General features: G+C 43.5%; 8 protein-coding genes. All 8 read left to right on the top strand.

Annotation, left to right across the window (positions count from 1 at the left end; all coding sequences use genetic code 11):
- The 8 genes from GD630_RS15695 (at position 1) to GD630_RS15660 (ending at position 16,888) form a co-directional block, all read left to right on the top strand.
- Entirely contained in the window at positions 1 to 2,100 is a 2,100-nt protein-coding gene (locus GD630_RS15695) for an alpha-amylase family protein (RefSeq protein WP_143868094.1), read from the top strand.
- Between the two features lie 59 nt (positions 2,101 to 2,159).
- Positions 2,160 to 4,310: a glycoside hydrolase family 31 protein gene (locus GD630_RS15690; RefSeq protein WP_143868095.1), complete on the top strand. Its 2,151-nt coding sequence runs from the start codon at positions 2,160 to 2,162 to the stop codon at positions 4,308 to 4,310.
- A 17-nt stretch (positions 4,311 to 4,327) separates the two neighbouring features.
- Complete coding sequence (locus GD630_RS15685) at positions 4,328 to 6,196, top strand: hypothetical protein (RefSeq protein ID WP_143868096.1); 1,869 nt, start codon at positions 4,328 to 4,330, stop codon at positions 6,194 to 6,196.
- Positions 6,197 to 6,993: 797 nt separating this feature from the next.
- Positions 6,994 to 8,643 carry a DUF6377 domain-containing protein gene (locus GD630_RS15680; RefSeq protein ID WP_143868097.1) on the top strand — a complete coding sequence of 550 codons (1,650 nt, stop codon included), beginning with the start codon at positions 6,994 to 6,996 and terminating at the stop codon, positions 8,641 to 8,643.
- 212 nt (positions 8,644 to 8,855) lie between these two features.
- Positions 8,856 to 11,858, top strand: coding sequence for a SusC/RagA family TonB-linked outer membrane protein (locus GD630_RS15675; protein ID WP_182505638.1), 3,003 nt, complete (start codon positions 8,856 to 8,858; stop codon positions 11,856 to 11,858).
- Between the two features lie 36 nt (positions 11,859 to 11,894).
- Positions 11,895 to 13,379 carry a RagB/SusD family nutrient uptake outer membrane protein gene (locus GD630_RS15670; RefSeq protein ID WP_007757642.1) on the top strand — a complete coding sequence of 495 codons (1,485 nt, stop codon included), beginning with the start codon at positions 11,895 to 11,897 and terminating at the stop codon, positions 13,377 to 13,379.
- Positions 13,380 to 13,397: 18 nt separating this feature from the next.
- Complete coding sequence (locus tag GD630_RS15665) at positions 13,398 to 15,104, top strand: SusF/SusE family outer membrane protein (RefSeq protein WP_143868100.1); 1,707 nt, start codon at positions 13,398 to 13,400, stop codon at positions 15,102 to 15,104.
- Between the two features lie 20 nt (positions 15,105 to 15,124).
- Positions 15,125 to 16,888 carry an endo-dextranase gene (locus GD630_RS15660; RefSeq protein ID WP_143868101.1) on the top strand — a complete coding sequence of 588 codons (1,764 nt, stop codon included), beginning with the start codon at positions 15,125 to 15,127 and terminating at the stop codon, positions 16,886 to 16,888.
- The last annotated feature ends 32 nt before the right edge of the window (positions 16,889 to 16,920 follow it).

Genomic DNA, 16,920 nt, shown 5'->3' with positions numbered 1-16,920 from the left:
ATGAGGAAAGGAATATTTGTAAAAGGATTCTTGCTGGCAATTTTTCTCTCTGTGGGGTTTGTTCATGCCGTTGAGAAAGTGTATGTATTGGAGAATCCTTATATGTCGCGGACACTTGCCGTCAAGGATGGAGTTCTGTCGACTCAACAAATAGTCAACAAGCAAGCCGGGACCAATTTGGTTCCGGTTTCTTGTCAGGAGTTTGCTCTGCGCATCTCTGAAGGGACTGATAAGGAGGGAACAGACAGAATACTGACTGCAAAGGATTTTGTGGTGGAGTCGGTGGATAAGAAGTTTTCTTCTTCTATCAAAAGCTATCGTTTTCGTTTGAAGAATAAGACACATAAGCTCACTGTTGATGTTTGTTACGAACTGGCAGAAGACAATTTCTACGGACACAAGTATTTGGAAATAACTTCCGGAAAGAAAGTGACGCTGGAAAAGATAGATGTGGAGTCCATTGCTTTTGAGGACGCATTTCAGAACTATAAGTTGAAATTGATAACAGCGCGGAAATCCGGTGGATGGAAACCGGGGCTGGGACAGCCGGTATATACAACGGCAACGGCTACATTCTGGGGAATGGAATTTCCAGGTGCTTTCAATACGGTGGAAGAAGGTAACACGATTACTTGTGGTTATCTCCGTGGCAGGGAACTGTTGCCTAATGAGCGCTACACCACTTACCGGAGCGTGGTAGGGATGGCGGATGATAAGAACTTTATTGATGATACGTTCTTTTGCTACATTGACCGTATTCGTCGTCGTCCTGCCCGCTTGCAGGTACAATATAACAGTTGGTTCGACTATGGGGGGCGGGTATCTAAAGAGACATTTGCCAAGAGCCTTCGAAAAGTACATGACGAATTGGTAGTTCGTCGGGGATGTCGTCCGCTCAATGCATACGTGATTGATGACGGATGGCAAGACAAAGGTAAGAGTGTGACGTGGGCGGATACGGTTTGGAAGATTAATAATAAGTTTGCTCCTTACTTTAAGGACAGCCGGAAGGAGGTGCTGAAAGCAGGTTCCACATTAGGAATCTGGTTGAGTCCGGCGTCTATTTTCGGTGCGCGTCCGATGGTGGACAGGATGAGGGGATATGGTTTTGAAGCTCTTTCCTATGGTATGTCCATGACCGGAGAGAAATATATGGGCAAGTTGGAAGACCGTGTGATTGACTTGGCACGGCATGGAGTCTCTTATTTCAAGTTCGACGGTTTGTTCGGTCACTTGAATATCCGTGATTTTGAACTGCAGGGACGGGGCACACCGGCAATGCCGCAGCTTGGTCTGGATGGCTTTTCTACTAGTGATGAACGTCTTAATGACCCGAAATATGATGAGCTGAAAAGCTATTATTTAGTGGCCGGAACAGAACGCCTGATGAAAATTTTTGATGGTCTGCACAAAGTGAATCCTGATATTTTTATCGCTATCACCAATGCAGCCTATTTAAGTCCGTGGTGGCTGTCCTATGTGGATGTAGTATGGCTGATTAATGCTGGAGACGCAGCGAAAGGAAAAGACCGTACGGGAGAGTTGGTGTATCGTGATCATGTGTATCATCAGATTTGGGAACAGGAGAACACCAAATTCCCGATGAACTCTATCTTCAACCATGAACCGAAAAAGGTGACTGCCAATGAGGACCGCAAGAGCTTTAAAGATTATCTCTTTATGAACCTGAGCCGTGGTACGGGATTCGTCGAACTTTACCTCAAAACGGACAGTCTGTCGGCTACCGATTGGGATGTATTGGCGGAAGGATTGAAATGGACTTATCAGGCATTCCCTACATTCAAAAGAGTGCGGATGCACGGAGGAAATCCGAAGAGGAATGAAGTTTACGGTTATACAGCCTGGAATGATAAACAAGGATATATCTCCATTCATAATCCTTCGGCTGAACAACGTGAATATAAGATAACTTTGGATCGTAAGATGGGCTTGATACCGGATTCGAAGAAAGTGTATCGGGTTACTTCCGTATTGGAGAATAAGTCGGAGGGTGTTCAGAAACAGTATCATTATGGTGATGTCCTTTCGTTGACACTCCGCCCGAAAGAAATATTATTGCTGGATTTCACTGTACGTTGACAGTTGGAGAACAGAATAATAGCAGTTGAGAAATGGAGTAATTTAATCTTGGAAATAGAATGAAAATAAAAAGACTAATAAGTATTGTGGCCTGTTGGCTGGCTTTATATACGGCAAGTGGACAGATTCAGTGGAAGCAGGTGGAGCCGGGCGTATGGAAAGGAATGGTCGGCAAGCCGGAAGCGTATTCATTGTTGGGAGTTTCGGGGGCCGCTCCTTTGAAAGAAGGTTTCAAGCTACTTCCGGAGGTTGGATTACCTGCTATGGCGAGCGGGGTTGTCAGCCGGATTGAAGCCGGTAAGACGATGTTACGGTTACCGCTTCGTAAGGAAGAGCAATTGTATGGTTTCGGGCTGAATTTTCAGACGGTGCACCAAAGAGGGAAGATTCTGAATTTGCACGTCGACCACTATGGTGGAAAAGATACGGGACGGACTCATGCACCTGTGCCTTTCTATGTGTCTAGTGCGGGGTATGGTGTATTTATTAATTCCGCTCGCTATCTGACGGTCTATGCCGGTTCGGCTGCTCGCAAGGACAGTCCGGAAAAACCGGTTGCCAAAGACCGTAATACGGATAAAAGCTGGAGTTCGCAACAATATTCCGATGCGGTTGAGATTCTGATACCGGCAGAGGGGGTAGAGGTTTACCTGTTTGCCGGACCTACTCCGCTGGATGTGATACGTCGCTATAATCTGTTATGTGGCGGTGGAACATTACCTCCCCGTTGGGGACTGGGATTTACGCAACGGACGCAGAAACTGTATGACGCGGTACAGGTGGAAAAAGAGGCGGAAGAGTTTGAAGAAAAGGGATATCCGTTGGATTTCATCGGGTTGGAACCCGGTTGGCAGAGTAAGGCTTACCCTTGTTCGTTTGAATGGGACAAAGGGCGTTTTCCGGATGCGGAAGCATTCGTCGGACGAATGCGGAAGAAAGGGGTACGCATCAATCTGTGGACAAATCCGTACGTGTCTCCCGCTTCGGGAATTTATGAGGATATGTATCCATATAGCGGTTCGCATACAGTGTGGTGTGGAATTGTACCTGATTGGGGAATGGAACAGGCACGACGTATTTGGACGGACAAGCTGGAAAAGGAGCATATTACCATTGGGGTCAGTGGATATAAAATAGATGAGGTGGACGGATACGACCGTTATATATGGCCGGATGTAGCTACGTTCCCTTCCGGTTTGTCTGCCGAACAACTGCGTCAGACCTATGGTTTATGGGTACAACGGATTACTGCCGATATCTACAAGAAGCATAATCAACGCACTTTCGGTCTGGTACGCGCCTCTAATGGTGGCGGAAACTCATTCCCGTATGTACTTTACAACGATTATTACAGTCATCGAGATTTTATCACGGCGTTGGTCAACTCCGGCTTTTGCGGAGTACTTTGGACACCGGAGGTCCGTAGTTCGAAAAGTGCTGAGGATTGGTTACGCCGTTTTCAGTCAGTGGTTTTTTCACCGATGGCAATGATAAACGCTTGGGCAAGCGGGACGAAGCCATGGACCTTTCCTGAGGTGGCGGAACAAGTCAGAGAATATGCCTTGTTGCGTATGCAGATGATACCTTATTGGTACAGCGAGTTTGCCAAATACCATTTTGAAGGGACGCCGCCTTTCCGGGCGATGAACTTGGAACCCGGATTTGAGTCCGGCAGAGCGACTTATAAGGAGGAGGTAAAGAACAAGAATCTGGAGGATAATCCTTATTTGGAGGCTGTGGGCAAGGAAGTGAAAGACCAGTATATGGCGGGAGAATATTTGCTGGTAGCCCCGATGTTTGAGAGGGAGACGCAGCGTACGGTGGTGTTGCCGAAAGGTAATTGGTATGATTTTTACACAGGCGAATATGCCGGTAATGGAGAAGTGATAACAGTGAAGCCGGGTTTGGACCGTATTCCGGTTTATGTAAAAGATGGGGCGATCATTCCTATGATGGAACCGAAGCTACATGCTCCTAAGGCAGGTGAGAAAATAAATCTGGAGATTCGTCATTATGGTATGGCGGAAAGCAGCTATCGCCTGTATGATGACGATGGAGAGACTTTTAATTATGAAAATGGGGCGTACTCTTGGCGTTCTGTTACCGTCAGCCGTACTCCGGAAGGTAAATTGAAAGGAAATATTGGCAGGGCGAAAAAGGGATATCCCGATAATATAGGGAAAGTAACCTGGAGATTTATGACAAACTGAATGAAGACATTTTGATTATGAAAATATTTTCGATTTCTCTTTTTGATAGAGTGAACTGTAAGACTATGTGTTTCAATCTTGGAGCTATATTGCTGGGCGGATTCTTATTATGTTCGTGTAGCGATGATGAGAAGATGGAAGAACCACCGTTGTTTGTCAAACCGGTGGCTCCTGCTGTGAATCCGGTGGATGGTATATGGATAGAAGAAGATACTGATGACCTGGAAAACGGACAAGAACGTCATTTGACCTTTAACAGCGACTTCACCTATCGGCAGGATATATATTCGGCCGGAGGCGACCGTTTGCAAATAGAGCATACGGGTAGTTACGAGACAAAAGGTGATCTGCTTTATTATAATAATGATGATGTGCGGAAGTTCAAGATAGAGAATGACCGGCTTCAAATTGCAGCGTCTTCGAATGGGAAAGACAAAGAACGGTTTTATAAACGCTATAATTATGATGATGGTATCAAGGCGGCAAGCAGATTGGTACTGTCGGCGAAAGGGATGTTGACTAAGGAAGAACTTGATGCCTTCAAGGGGTATATGATATATAATTCTGCCTTGCAAGTACCGGTTACTCCCCAATATGATAATACGTGGGTATTCCGTACTTTAGGCAAGAGTATGGGAGCTTGCACACGATTGTTTGAACTGACTTATGACCTGACATTCCTGAACCGGGTGATTGAGTATGCCGATGCTGCGCTTTATACCCGTAACGGACAACCCGGTGGAGATTTTCGTATAGTGGGGTGGACGGGTGAGCCGAATGATATCTGGCCGTCTACCGGAGCGGATGAAGAGAAAATTGACGGGGCAGTGGAACAGGGGGCCGTGTTGGCACGTATTGCCTATTGTGCACGACTTATTCTGCAAACTCCTTCTATCTGGGATCAGAGAGTGGCCGCCAACGATCGTTATTATTATGGTACAACTTACAAAAAACGTGCGGAAACATATCTGCGTATGTGTGATGAGATTTATGATACTTGGCTGACAAGATTTGTTCATCCGGGAGACCAGGTTTTCTATCGCAGGAGCAGTACTGCTTTAATTGAACCTATTGCCTGGAATCAGGCTCTGATGGCTTGTGACGGATTAACGTATATGGCGCAATGTCATGAGATACTGGGAAATACTTCAAGGGCTGACTTATATGACCGGGTGGTACGTGATAATCTGGAATTTTTTATCAAGGATTCCTGGACTAAGACTTCTGAATCCGGTACTACCTGTCTGCAATGGCGTTATTCTAAAGTAGCCGATAAGGTGAAACATGCAGAAGACTTGAATCATGCTTCGCTGGTGGCTAATGTAATTTATAATATCTATTTGAGTGGTCGTCACCCGTATATTGATGAAATAATAGAGCAACTGGCTAATACAATGTTTGATATCGTATTTTGCACGAGGGATGGACAGGGACGTTTCCCGGGACGTATTAATGGCGTTTACGAAGGTAAATATATGGATAATTATGTACGCGATGACCATATGCAACTGACTGATATCCGAAAAGACTGGTATGAAAAGGTACTGGAAATCAATAAAGGGAGACTGTCGGGGAATTTGCCAATGATAGGTCGTGCCTTGTGGTGTAAGGCCCGTCGAATATCTGCTCCGGAGGACATTACTGCCCGTTTTGAGACACGGGGACAGGAAGTAAGCATATCATGGAGAAGTACAGTATCAGGGGGAAATGTACGGATTCTGCACTCTACGGATTTATGGAATTGGAAGGAGATTGCAGTGGTATCTGCTTCGGCAAACAATTATAAAGATACAGGCAGAGACGATACAAAGACACAATATTATCGTTTGGTGTCTGTAGAGGGAGATGAGGCCGGTTATTCTCCATTGATCTGCGTCTCGAAATAAGATTATGTAATTATAAAGGTTAGTTTATGTTGAAATGCACTCTGGAAGTTCTTATACTTAACGATTTGTGCTCTTTTTATTGTCAATCTGTCAGGATGATATTTAAGTGGTTGAATACCAATTTTATACCGCATGACAATAGATGCTGATAATAGGTTGAAAGTAAAAGATATGCATTTTTATTGTCAGCCTTGATTTCTTGTCAAATGCCTTGTTTTAAGATTAATCAAGTGGGACTTTATGGGGAGAGTAGCTGGTATACTTATGTTGGGATGCCGGTATAATTCCACTAAAGTACCGGTATCTTTAGTTCGTCACGGCCGTGACAAGATCTTCCCACGGCTGTGGTAGGAACTCGTCACGGCTGTGGGAAGAAGTCACCACGGCCGTAGGAAGTTAACAATATCGGCACGTTAATGTACAAATGGTTATGGGACAATGGAAGTATAACAGTTGTACAACGGTTGTTTAATGGGTGCTTGTCATAAATTTCTATATGACTTCTTCCATAATTTGTTCCTTTCTTTAGTTCTCATATTCATGAGATAATGTAAAAGTAGCATATTCCCGCAGAAAGAACAAAGAAAGGGAAAGAAAGTTGGAGTGTTGACGCACCAGAGTGATGAATATAAACCTTCGTACTTTTTTATGTCATTAGCCGAATAATGTTTATAATAAATCTGTTTTTGTTCCCTCTTTTTAATAAAGATTGTTCTTCCCGCCTGCAATAATTTTCTCCTGAAAGCCGGAAGTTTCTGAAAGACTTTTATCTTTGCAACTATAATACATACGGCACTATGAAAAAAGTAATTTTGATTCTTCTGGCAATCGCCTTTCCCGGCCTGCTTTGTGCAAAAGATAACAAGAGTACGGATGCGTTACTCCGTGAGATTGACGGTCTCGTCAAAAACCGTCGGACTTATGGAGTGGAAAAGGAAACGCGTATCACCGATCTAAAGAGATTATTGGCTGAGGCTGCTTCCGATGAACAGCGGTATGGATTCTGCGGACGTCTTTTCGATGAATACCGGGCTTATAACTTGGATTCGTCCTTTGTATATGCTCAGAGGAAAGAGGAATTGGCACACCGCCTGAATAAACAGGATTATCTGGATGATTCCGCTATGAATATGGCGGAAGTGATGGGAACTACCGGAATGTATAAAGAAGCCCTTGAGTTACTGGGGAAAATCGATAGGAAAACACTCCCTGATTATCTTTATGGCTATTATTACCATTTATACCGTACTATTTATGGATTGATGGGTGATTATGCCGTTACGGAAAAAGCAAAGAAAGAGTATTATCGGATGACGGATTTATATCGGGATTCTCTTTTGCAAGTGAATGCTTCCGACTCTTTGGGGCACGCATTGGTTATGGCCGATAAATGTATTGTTCATGCCCGATACGATGAAGCGATTGATATGCTGATGGAATATTACAGAAAGCCTTCTTTAGATGACCATGCACAGGCAATGATTGCCTATACCGTTTCCGAAGGTTATCGGTTGAAAGGAGATAAGCAGGGGCAAAAACACTATCTGGCTCTTTCGGCCATTGCCGATTTGAAATCAGCAGTAAAAGAATATGTATCTTTACGTAAACTTGCTTCGCTCGTCTACGAGGAGGGAGATATTGACCGTGCCTATAATTATCTGAAATGCTCTTTAGAAGATGCTACCCTGTGTAATGCCCGTCTTCGTACTTTGGAAATTTCGCAAGTCTTTCCCATTATAGACAAGGCTTATCAATTAAAGACGGAACGTCAGCAACGGGAAATGAAGATCTCGTTGATATGTATCAGTCTGCTTTCCGTTTTCTTGTTGGCTGCCATTTTCTTTGTCTATAAACAGATGAAAAAGGTAGCTGCTGCGCGCCGCGAAGTGGTCGATACCAATACGCTCCTGCAAGAACTGAACGAAGAACTTCACGATTCCAATTCGCAACTGAAAGAAATGAATCATACGCTTTCGGAAGCCAACTATATCAAGGAGGAATATATCGGGAGATACATGGACCAATGCTCCACTTATCTCGATAAGATGGATTTATACCGCCGTTCCCTGAATAAGATTGCTGCTGCCGGAAGGGTGGAAGAACTATATAAGGCTATTAAATCTTCCCAGTTCCTTGATGAAGAACTGAAAGAGTTTTATGCGAACTTCGACGTGACTTTCCTGCAACTCTTCCCCAATTTTGTGGATGAATTTAATGCCTTGCTTACCGAACCGATGCAACCCAAACCGGGAGAACAACTGAACACCGAGCTGCGTATCTTCGCTCTCATCCGTCTGGGAATTACGGACAGCACTAAAATAGCGCAATTCCTTCGTTACTCTGTCACTACCATCTATAATTACCGGACACGTGTCCGTAACAAAGCTTTGGGGGAAAGAGAGGAATTTGAGGCTAAAGTAATGAAAATAGGGAAGGTGGAAGAGTAAGAAAACCACTACTTTTTTAGTTAGTGTGCTATTTTTTAATAATCTGATTATTAGTGATTTATATAGTTGTTTACTATGCAAATCACTATATTTTTGCTATCTGCTTTAAGGAACAGTATAAAATGTAGATACTTTTGTTTCGTAGTCATTTCAGCAATGACACAGAGAGTAAAAACAAAAGTAACCCTAATATTAACTTTAAATTAATGTACATGAAACAGAGTATGAAGTCGAAAGGCTTTGAACGCCGCCTCTTATTAATAATGTGGGGCTTGTTCCTATCTCTTAGTGCATTCGCACAACAGATTTCAATAAAAGGACATGTAGTGGATACTGCGGGTGAGCCGGTGATCGGTGCCAGTGTAGTAGAAGAAAGTACGACGAACGGTACGATTACCGATATAGACGGTAACTTCTCCCTGAAAGTGTCCCCTAAAAGTATGCTAACCGTTTCTTTTATCGGATATGCCACTCAGACGGTTCCGGTGAATGGCAAAACGTCCCTGACTATTACTTTGAAAGAAGATGCCGAAGTGCTCGATGAAGTCGTTGTCATCGGTTACGGTACGATGAAGAAGAGTGACTTGACTGGGGCTATCTCTTCCGTTTCTTCCAAAGATCTGATGAAACAACCCTCTCCTAGTTTGGGAGCAGCTTTACAAGGACGTGCAACCGGGCTTCAGGTAATTTCCAGTGGTGCGCCGGGCGATAATGTGTCAATGAAGATACGTGGTATCGGCTCCATCAACAATAGTGATCCGTTGCTTGTCATCGACGGGGTACCGACGGATGTTCCTTTGAACATGATTAATATGGATGATGTGGAGACGGTAGACGTGTTGAAAGACGCTTCCGCTACTGCTATTTACGGTTCGCGAGGAGCTTACGGGGTCATTATTATTACCACAAAGAAAGGGAAATCGGACGCCGCTCACTTTAACTTTAAGGCTTCTTACGGTATCGAAAAGGCTATCCGTACACTTGATTTGCTGGATGCTACTCAATTTGCTTCCCTCCATAATGAAATGATGACAGCTAACGGTCAACCGCAGAATCCTCTGTTTGAAGATCCTGCTTCATTGGGCAGAGGGACAAACTGGACAGATGAATTGTTTCAGACTGCCGCTACCCAGAACTATTCACTGAACTATTCCGGTGGAAATGATAAAACGACTTATTATGTATCTGCCGCTTATTTCAACCAGGAAGGTATCGTACGTACCACTCAATATGAGCGCTATACGGTGCAATTCAATATGGATACGCAGATGAACAATTGGTTGAAGATGGGAAACAAACTTTCGCTGAATCATGATATTAAAAAGAAGGGCGAGTATAGTATTAAAAATACCATGTTGGCACTGCCCACACAGGCTATCAAGAATGACGATGGTTCTTGGGCAGGTCCTGTAGGGCTTCCGATGTATGTAGGAGATATTGCTAATCCTATCGGCAAGATGATGACCAACTCTACTGCTACTAAAGGTTTCAATATATTGGGTAATATCTACGCCGAAGTAAAACCGTGGGAATGGCTGACTTTCAAAACTATTGTTGGAGTACAGGCACTCTTTTGGGATGATAAAGGCTGGTCGCCCAAGTATGACTGGCAGCCGATTTCCCAACCGGAATCGTATGCTTCCCGGAAGTATAACAAAAGCCTTACTTTATTGTGGGACAATACTCTGACTTTTAATAAGACGTTTGCAGAGAAACATCAACTGACTGTGATGGTAGGTTCTTCTGCACAGAGTAACACGTATGAGTATTTGGGCGGTTCCATTATGGGATTCATCAGTCCTACTGCGCAGCAATTGGATAATGGTACGCTCGAACCGACTGTGAACGGAAATGGAAGTGACTGGGCATTGCTCTCTTATTTAGGGCGTATCAATTATACATACGATAATAAATACCTGTTGACAGCTACGATCCGGCGTGACGGTTCTTCCCGTTTCAGCAAAAAGAACCGATGGTCTAATTTCCCGTCCGTATCTCTTGCCTGGAGACTTTCTGAGGAACCTTTCTTTAAAAAGAGTTTCTGGTTGAGCGATGTGAAACTCCGTGCGGGATATGGATTGACCGGTAATCAGGCGAGTGTGGGCAATTATGCGTATGCTTCCACCATTCAGACTATTCAGTATAACTTCAATGGTACGCAAGTAAATGCCATTGCCCCGTCGGTAATGCCAAACCCGAATGTTCGCTGGGAAGAGGTGGAGCAATATAATGTCGGTGCCGACCTGACAATGATTGACGGCCGGATCAATCTTAGTCTGGATGCTTATATCAAGAATACGAACGATATGCTGGTAGATATGGTAGTACCTATCTCTACCGGGTATTCGGATATCAATGTTCCTAAGATCAATGCGGGTAAGATGCGGAATAAGGGATTTGAGGTTTCTGTCAGTTCCCGTAATCTGGTGGGTGAATTTTCGTGGAATACGTCTCTCAATGCTTCTTACAACAAGAATGAAATTATCCGCTTGAATGGGGATGTCCCGATGTATTTCGATAATAATATTCATGCAGTCGGCCATCCGGTCAGTTCTTTCTACGGGTATGTGACGAACGGTATTTTCCAGACACAGGAGGAAGTAGACCGCTACGCCATTCAGACGCAAGGCAATGACCCTTACAACCGTACTTCTGCCGGTGATATTAAGTTTAAGGACCTGAATAACGACGGAATCATCAATGATAAAGACCGTACTTATCTCGGCAGTCCCACTCCGACATGGATTTTCTCAATGAACAATTCATTTGCCTGGAAAGGTTTCGATCTGGAAATCTTCCTGCAAGGGGCGGCGGGAAACAAGATATACAATGCAAACCGGGCCTCTTTGGAAGCCATGTCCGTAGCACAGAACCAGATGACGACCGTTCTCGATCGTTGGCGTGGCGAAGGAACAAGCAACAGTATGCCGCGTGCTGTATTCGGTGACCCGAATAAGAACGGGCGTGTTTCAAATCGTTTTATAGAAGACGGTAAATACTTGCGTCTGAAGAATGTGACATTGGGCTACACCTTACCGGCCGCATGGAGCAAGAAGGCGGCGATGTCTTCTGTGCGCTTCTTCGTTTCGGGGCAGAATCTACTGACATTAACCCGTTATACGGGGCTTGATCCGGAAATTTCCGGATCGGGAAATGACAATAACGTGTATCCCGTATCCCGTAACATCACGTTCGGCGCATCTGTTTCTTTCTAACTACTTTTATATAGAACCTTTAATTGATTGACAAATATGAAAAAGTTCAGATATATACTTCCTTGCTTCCTGTTGGGCTTGACATTGAGCAGCTGTAATGGTTTCCTTGATAAAGAACCGTGGGACTCTATCGATACTTCCAAGAGTTTTCAGGCAGCGGAAGATGCGATAGCTGCCGTAAATGGTGCTTATCAACCGCTTCAATGGCCCAAATTATATAATATGCGTATGTGGACACTGGATATCGTGGCCGGTAACAGTATTGTCGGTGCAGGTGGAGGTACAGATGGCATAGAGACTACCGATATGGCTAACTTCATAACCACCACCGATAATGCCGGTGTGCTTGATGTATGGCGCGGTCCGTCTCCGGGTATTCTCCGTTGCAACTTCGTTATTAAGAACGTTCCGGGTATGAATATTGATCAAAGTTTGAAAAACCGTTGTTTGGGAGAAGCTAAATTCTTGCGTGCTCATTATTATTTTATTCTGGTTCGTCTTTTTGGAGGAGTACCTTTACTGACGGAACCGCAGACTTCGGAAGATGATTTGAAACCTTTCCGTGCTTCGAAAGAAGAGATTTATAAGTTGATAGAAGATGATTTGAAAGAAGCGATCAACTTACTACCGGATAAATCTTCTTATTCCGCTTCCGATTTGGGACGTGCTTCTAAAGGCGCAGCGATGGGGTTGCTAGCCAAAGTGTATCTGACCCAAAGAAAGGAGTATGCGGAGATTGTACGTCTTTGTGAGGAAATACAGAAATTGGGTTATCGTTTGAATGATGATTATAGTGATAACTTTAATCCGAATAAGAAAAACGGACCTGAATCACTGTTTGAGGTACAGTATTATGGTAAGACCAATTATGATTTCTGGAGTAATGAAAACCAATCTTCTTGGTTGAGTGCGTTTACCGGCCCTCGTAATTCGGATATGGTGGCGGGTGGCTACGGATGGAACCAGCCGACTGCCGAGTTCGTCAGCCAGTATGAAGAAGGGGATAATCGTAAAGATAAGACTATTCTTTATTTGGGATGTCCTGACTTTGACGGAAAGCAATATCAGTCTTCTTATTCTACAACGGGATACAATTTGCGTAAGTTTCTGGTTCCGAAATCCATCTCTATGGATTACAATACCAGTCCGGCCAACTTTGTGGTACTCCGTTATGCGGATGTGCTACTGATGAAAGCGGAAGCGTTGAATGAACAAGCTTTGACAACTGATGCGGAAGCCCCTTTGTACGAGGTTAGAAAACGGGCAGGACTGACTAATCGGGCGGATATCGAAGGATTGACACAGGATCAGATGCGGGAGAAAATTATTCAGGAACGTCGTATAGAGTTGGCGTTTGAAGGAGACCGTTGGTTTGATTTGGTTCGCCTGAAAGACAACTATGCTCTGAAATTCCTTCACTCTATCGGAAAAACCAATGCGGCGGAAAAACATTTGTTAATGCCTATACCGTTGAAAGAGATTGAGGCGAATGGAAACTTGAAACAGAATCCGGGATATTAATAGTAAAAAAGAAAGATTATGAAAACAAAGATATATATTGCTCTGACGGCTTTATTGGCGGGCTTTGTATTTAATTCGTGTATTTCTGATGAGATGGAGACAGATAAAGGAAGTGAGTCTTTGGTATTGTCTGTATCGTCCGAAGTAGTGGAACTGGACCAGTTGATGAGTGATAGGGAAGCTTTTCATTTTGCTTGGACTGCTGGTAGTAACTATGGAACAGGTTCCCGTATCAGCTATGTTCTTGAAATGGATTTGAAAGGTAACAATTTCGCAGGAGGACTGAAAAAGGATATGGGTGCAACGGATTCCCGTATTCTGGCATTTAACCATAAAGAGATGAATGACTTGTTGGCAGAAGTGTGGAATAGTTCTTTGGATGAAACATTGGAGTTTGAAGCTCGTGTGACTGCTGCTGTGTTGGGGCACGAAGAGTTTACTCAGGTTTCTCCTGTCGTTACATTCAAACTGACACCTTATATAGAACGTTATCTGAATCTGTGGATGATTGGTGGAGCAACTGTAGGCGGGTGGAGTCTGGATAATGCTACTCCGATGGAATCAATTGAGGATGAACCGAACGGATTTGTTTGGGAAGGTGTGCTTCTTTCAGGAGAACTGAAATTCGTCTTACAGAAAACTTCTTTTGTCCCTTCTTTTAATAAGGATGGTGAAGATGAGAATAAACTTGTATATAGGGAAAGTGATGACGAACCGGATGAGAAGTTTATGATAAGCACTCCGGGTAACTATCGGATAAAACTGAATCTAAGCACATTGGATATTGAGATTACGGATTTGGGCGGAGAGATGGTTTATCCTAATCTTTGGATGATTGGTTCGGCTACTACAGGCGGTTGGTCATTGGACGATGCAACGAAGATGACTCCGATAGCTGATGAACGGAATGGCTTTGTTTGGGAAGGAGAACTTAAAACAGGACAACTTAAATTTGTGACCCAACAGAGTAATTTTTATCCTTCGTTTGGTAAAGACGGAAATGCTGAAAATAAATTGATTCTTATAAATGAAGGAGAACATGATGGGGATGAAAATAAGTTCAATATCAAGCGTGGAGCTAATTACCGGATAAAACTAAATCTAAGTACATTGGATATTGAATTTACTAATTTAGACGGTGAAGAACCGGATAATAGCGAGTTCTGGATGATTGGAACTGCAGCGGGAGATACACCGATAGCCATGTCGAAAGATGTTTCAAATCCTGATGTTTTTACTTATAATGGAGAATTGCAGGACGGTACTTTCCGGATTTCGAGAGACAAAGAGGGGATTGAAGCAGTGACGGAAGAGAAACAAACGTATCAGAGTAAATATGCTATAACATTTGATGCCGGTAGCCAGGATTTGGCTATGGAACAAATTGTAGTTTACGAAAAAGTCTGGGCAATGGGACAAGCTATATCTGGTGACTTTGCTTGGGATAAAGTGAAAGAGCTGACTCAAAGCAGTTCTAATAAGAATGAGTTTGTATATGAAGGAGAATTGGGAACGGGACAAATAAAGTTCCCACTCCAATTCGGTGATTATAATGGCTTATTTTTCGTCCCAGAAGTAGATAACAAAGGAGTGTATGATGAATTTATGGATTCATGTTATCTTCGTTCCGAGAAAGGTGATAATAAATGGTATATGAATAATCCCGGAATCTTTAAGATTACCATCAACACCTACAAAAAGGAAATTCATTTTCAAAAGCAATAACGATTAATACAGATTGAATTATGAAATTAACGAAATATATAATGGTTTGTGTTCTGACTTTTTCATTGGCCGGTTGTATTGACGATGAGCCTTCGCACAATCCTATTACTTATGGTGACGGGTATATCACCGTATTGTTGTCTACTGACAAAGCCGCCTATCAGCCGGGAGAACCGGTACAACTTTCTTTGAACAATCTTCCCGAAGGGCAGGTGACCATTCGCTATAAGCATCTCAATAAGGTGCTTTCCGAAACTCCCCTCACCGGAAAGTCATGGAGTTGGAATCCGCCGGCAGATGACTTTAAAGGTTATATGGTCGACTTATATACAGTAGAGAATGGTGAAGAGGTCATTTTGAGCAGTGTTGCCGTTGATGTGTCTTCCGACCCTGCACGTTTTCCGCGCAACGGATTTCTCTCCGAATATGGCAAAATGAGCGAAAAGGAGATTAACAAGGTAATGGATAACCTGAATCGTCATCATATCAACTATGTGCAGTATCAGGACTGGCATTACAAACACCATAAGCCATTAGCAGGTTCGCCTTCTGCTCCGATGGATGTATGGAAAGATATTATCAACCGTGATTGTTACCGTTCTACCGTACAGGGATATATTGACGCTGGTCATAAGCGGGGGATGAAATCTCTTTTCTACAATCTTGCTTATGGAGCTTTGAGCGATGCGGCCGATGATGGCGTGAAAGAAACTTGGTATCTGTTTAAGGATAAGAAGCATGGAAACAAGGATTATCATCCGCTAGGTTCTCCTTTCAAAAGTAATATCTATCTGACGAATCCGGCATTGCAGGAATGGAGAGATTATATGGCTCAGCAGAATAACGACGTATATGAAGTTTTTGATTTTGACGGCTATCAGATTGACCAGTTAGGTGGTCGGGGAGAATTATATGATTATAATGGAAACTCTGTTGATCTCGCAGCTACTTTCCCGGTATTTATAAAGGCGATGAAAGAGGCTCAACCGGAAAAGTCGTTGGTGATGAATGCTGTGGGACAATATGGTCAAGAAAACTTGATTGCGAACTCTCCGGTAGATTTCCTTTATACTGAAGTGTGGGAAAAGCCGACCGATAACGGCTTTAGCGTCCTTTCAAATATTATCACAAACAATGACCGATGGTCGAACGGAAAGAAAACTGTATTGGCTGCTTATATGAATTATAAGCTTGGCGGTGAAGGGCGTGGCTATTTCAATACCCCTGGTGTATTAATGGCAAATGCCGCTATTCATGCATGGGGTGGTGCGCATCTGGAATTAGGAGAACATATGTTGACTACCGAGTATTTCCCTAACAGCAACTTGGCAATGAAAGGGGAACTGAAGAAAGCAATGGTGACTTATTATGATTTTATCACCGGGTATGAGAATCTCTTACGTGATGGTGGAGAGTTTTATGGAGTTACAGCTTCTTCTACAGATGGGAAGATGACCGTCAATCAATGGCCCCCTGTCCGTAATCAGATTGCCACTATCGGGAAACGCTTTGATTGTAGGGACGTGATTCACTTCCTTAATTATACCAATGCTGTACATTTGGATTGGTGTGACTCTAATGGGACGCAGGCCGAGCCCTCTTTGATTGAATCGGCCCAAACAAAGGTAAGCGTAAAGGGGATGGTAAGAACAGTCTGGGTAGCCTCTCCGGATGCACGTTTCGGAGTCTCTCAAGAGCTTGATTTCGTTCAGGAAGGGAATGAGATAAAGGTAACACTTCCGTCATTGAAATATTGGACAATGTTGGTAGTAGAGTATGAATGAGGCTGATAGATACGGAATAAATAAGAGGATAG

It is taken from the genome of Bacteroides zhangwenhongii (assembly GCF_009193325.2).
Lineage (GTDB): Bacteria > Bacteroidota > Bacteroidia > Bacteroidales > Bacteroidaceae > Bacteroides > Bacteroides zhangwenhongii.
The sequence above is the reverse complement of the archived record's forward strand: the minus strand, read 5'-3'. Positions and strand labels throughout refer to the sequence as shown.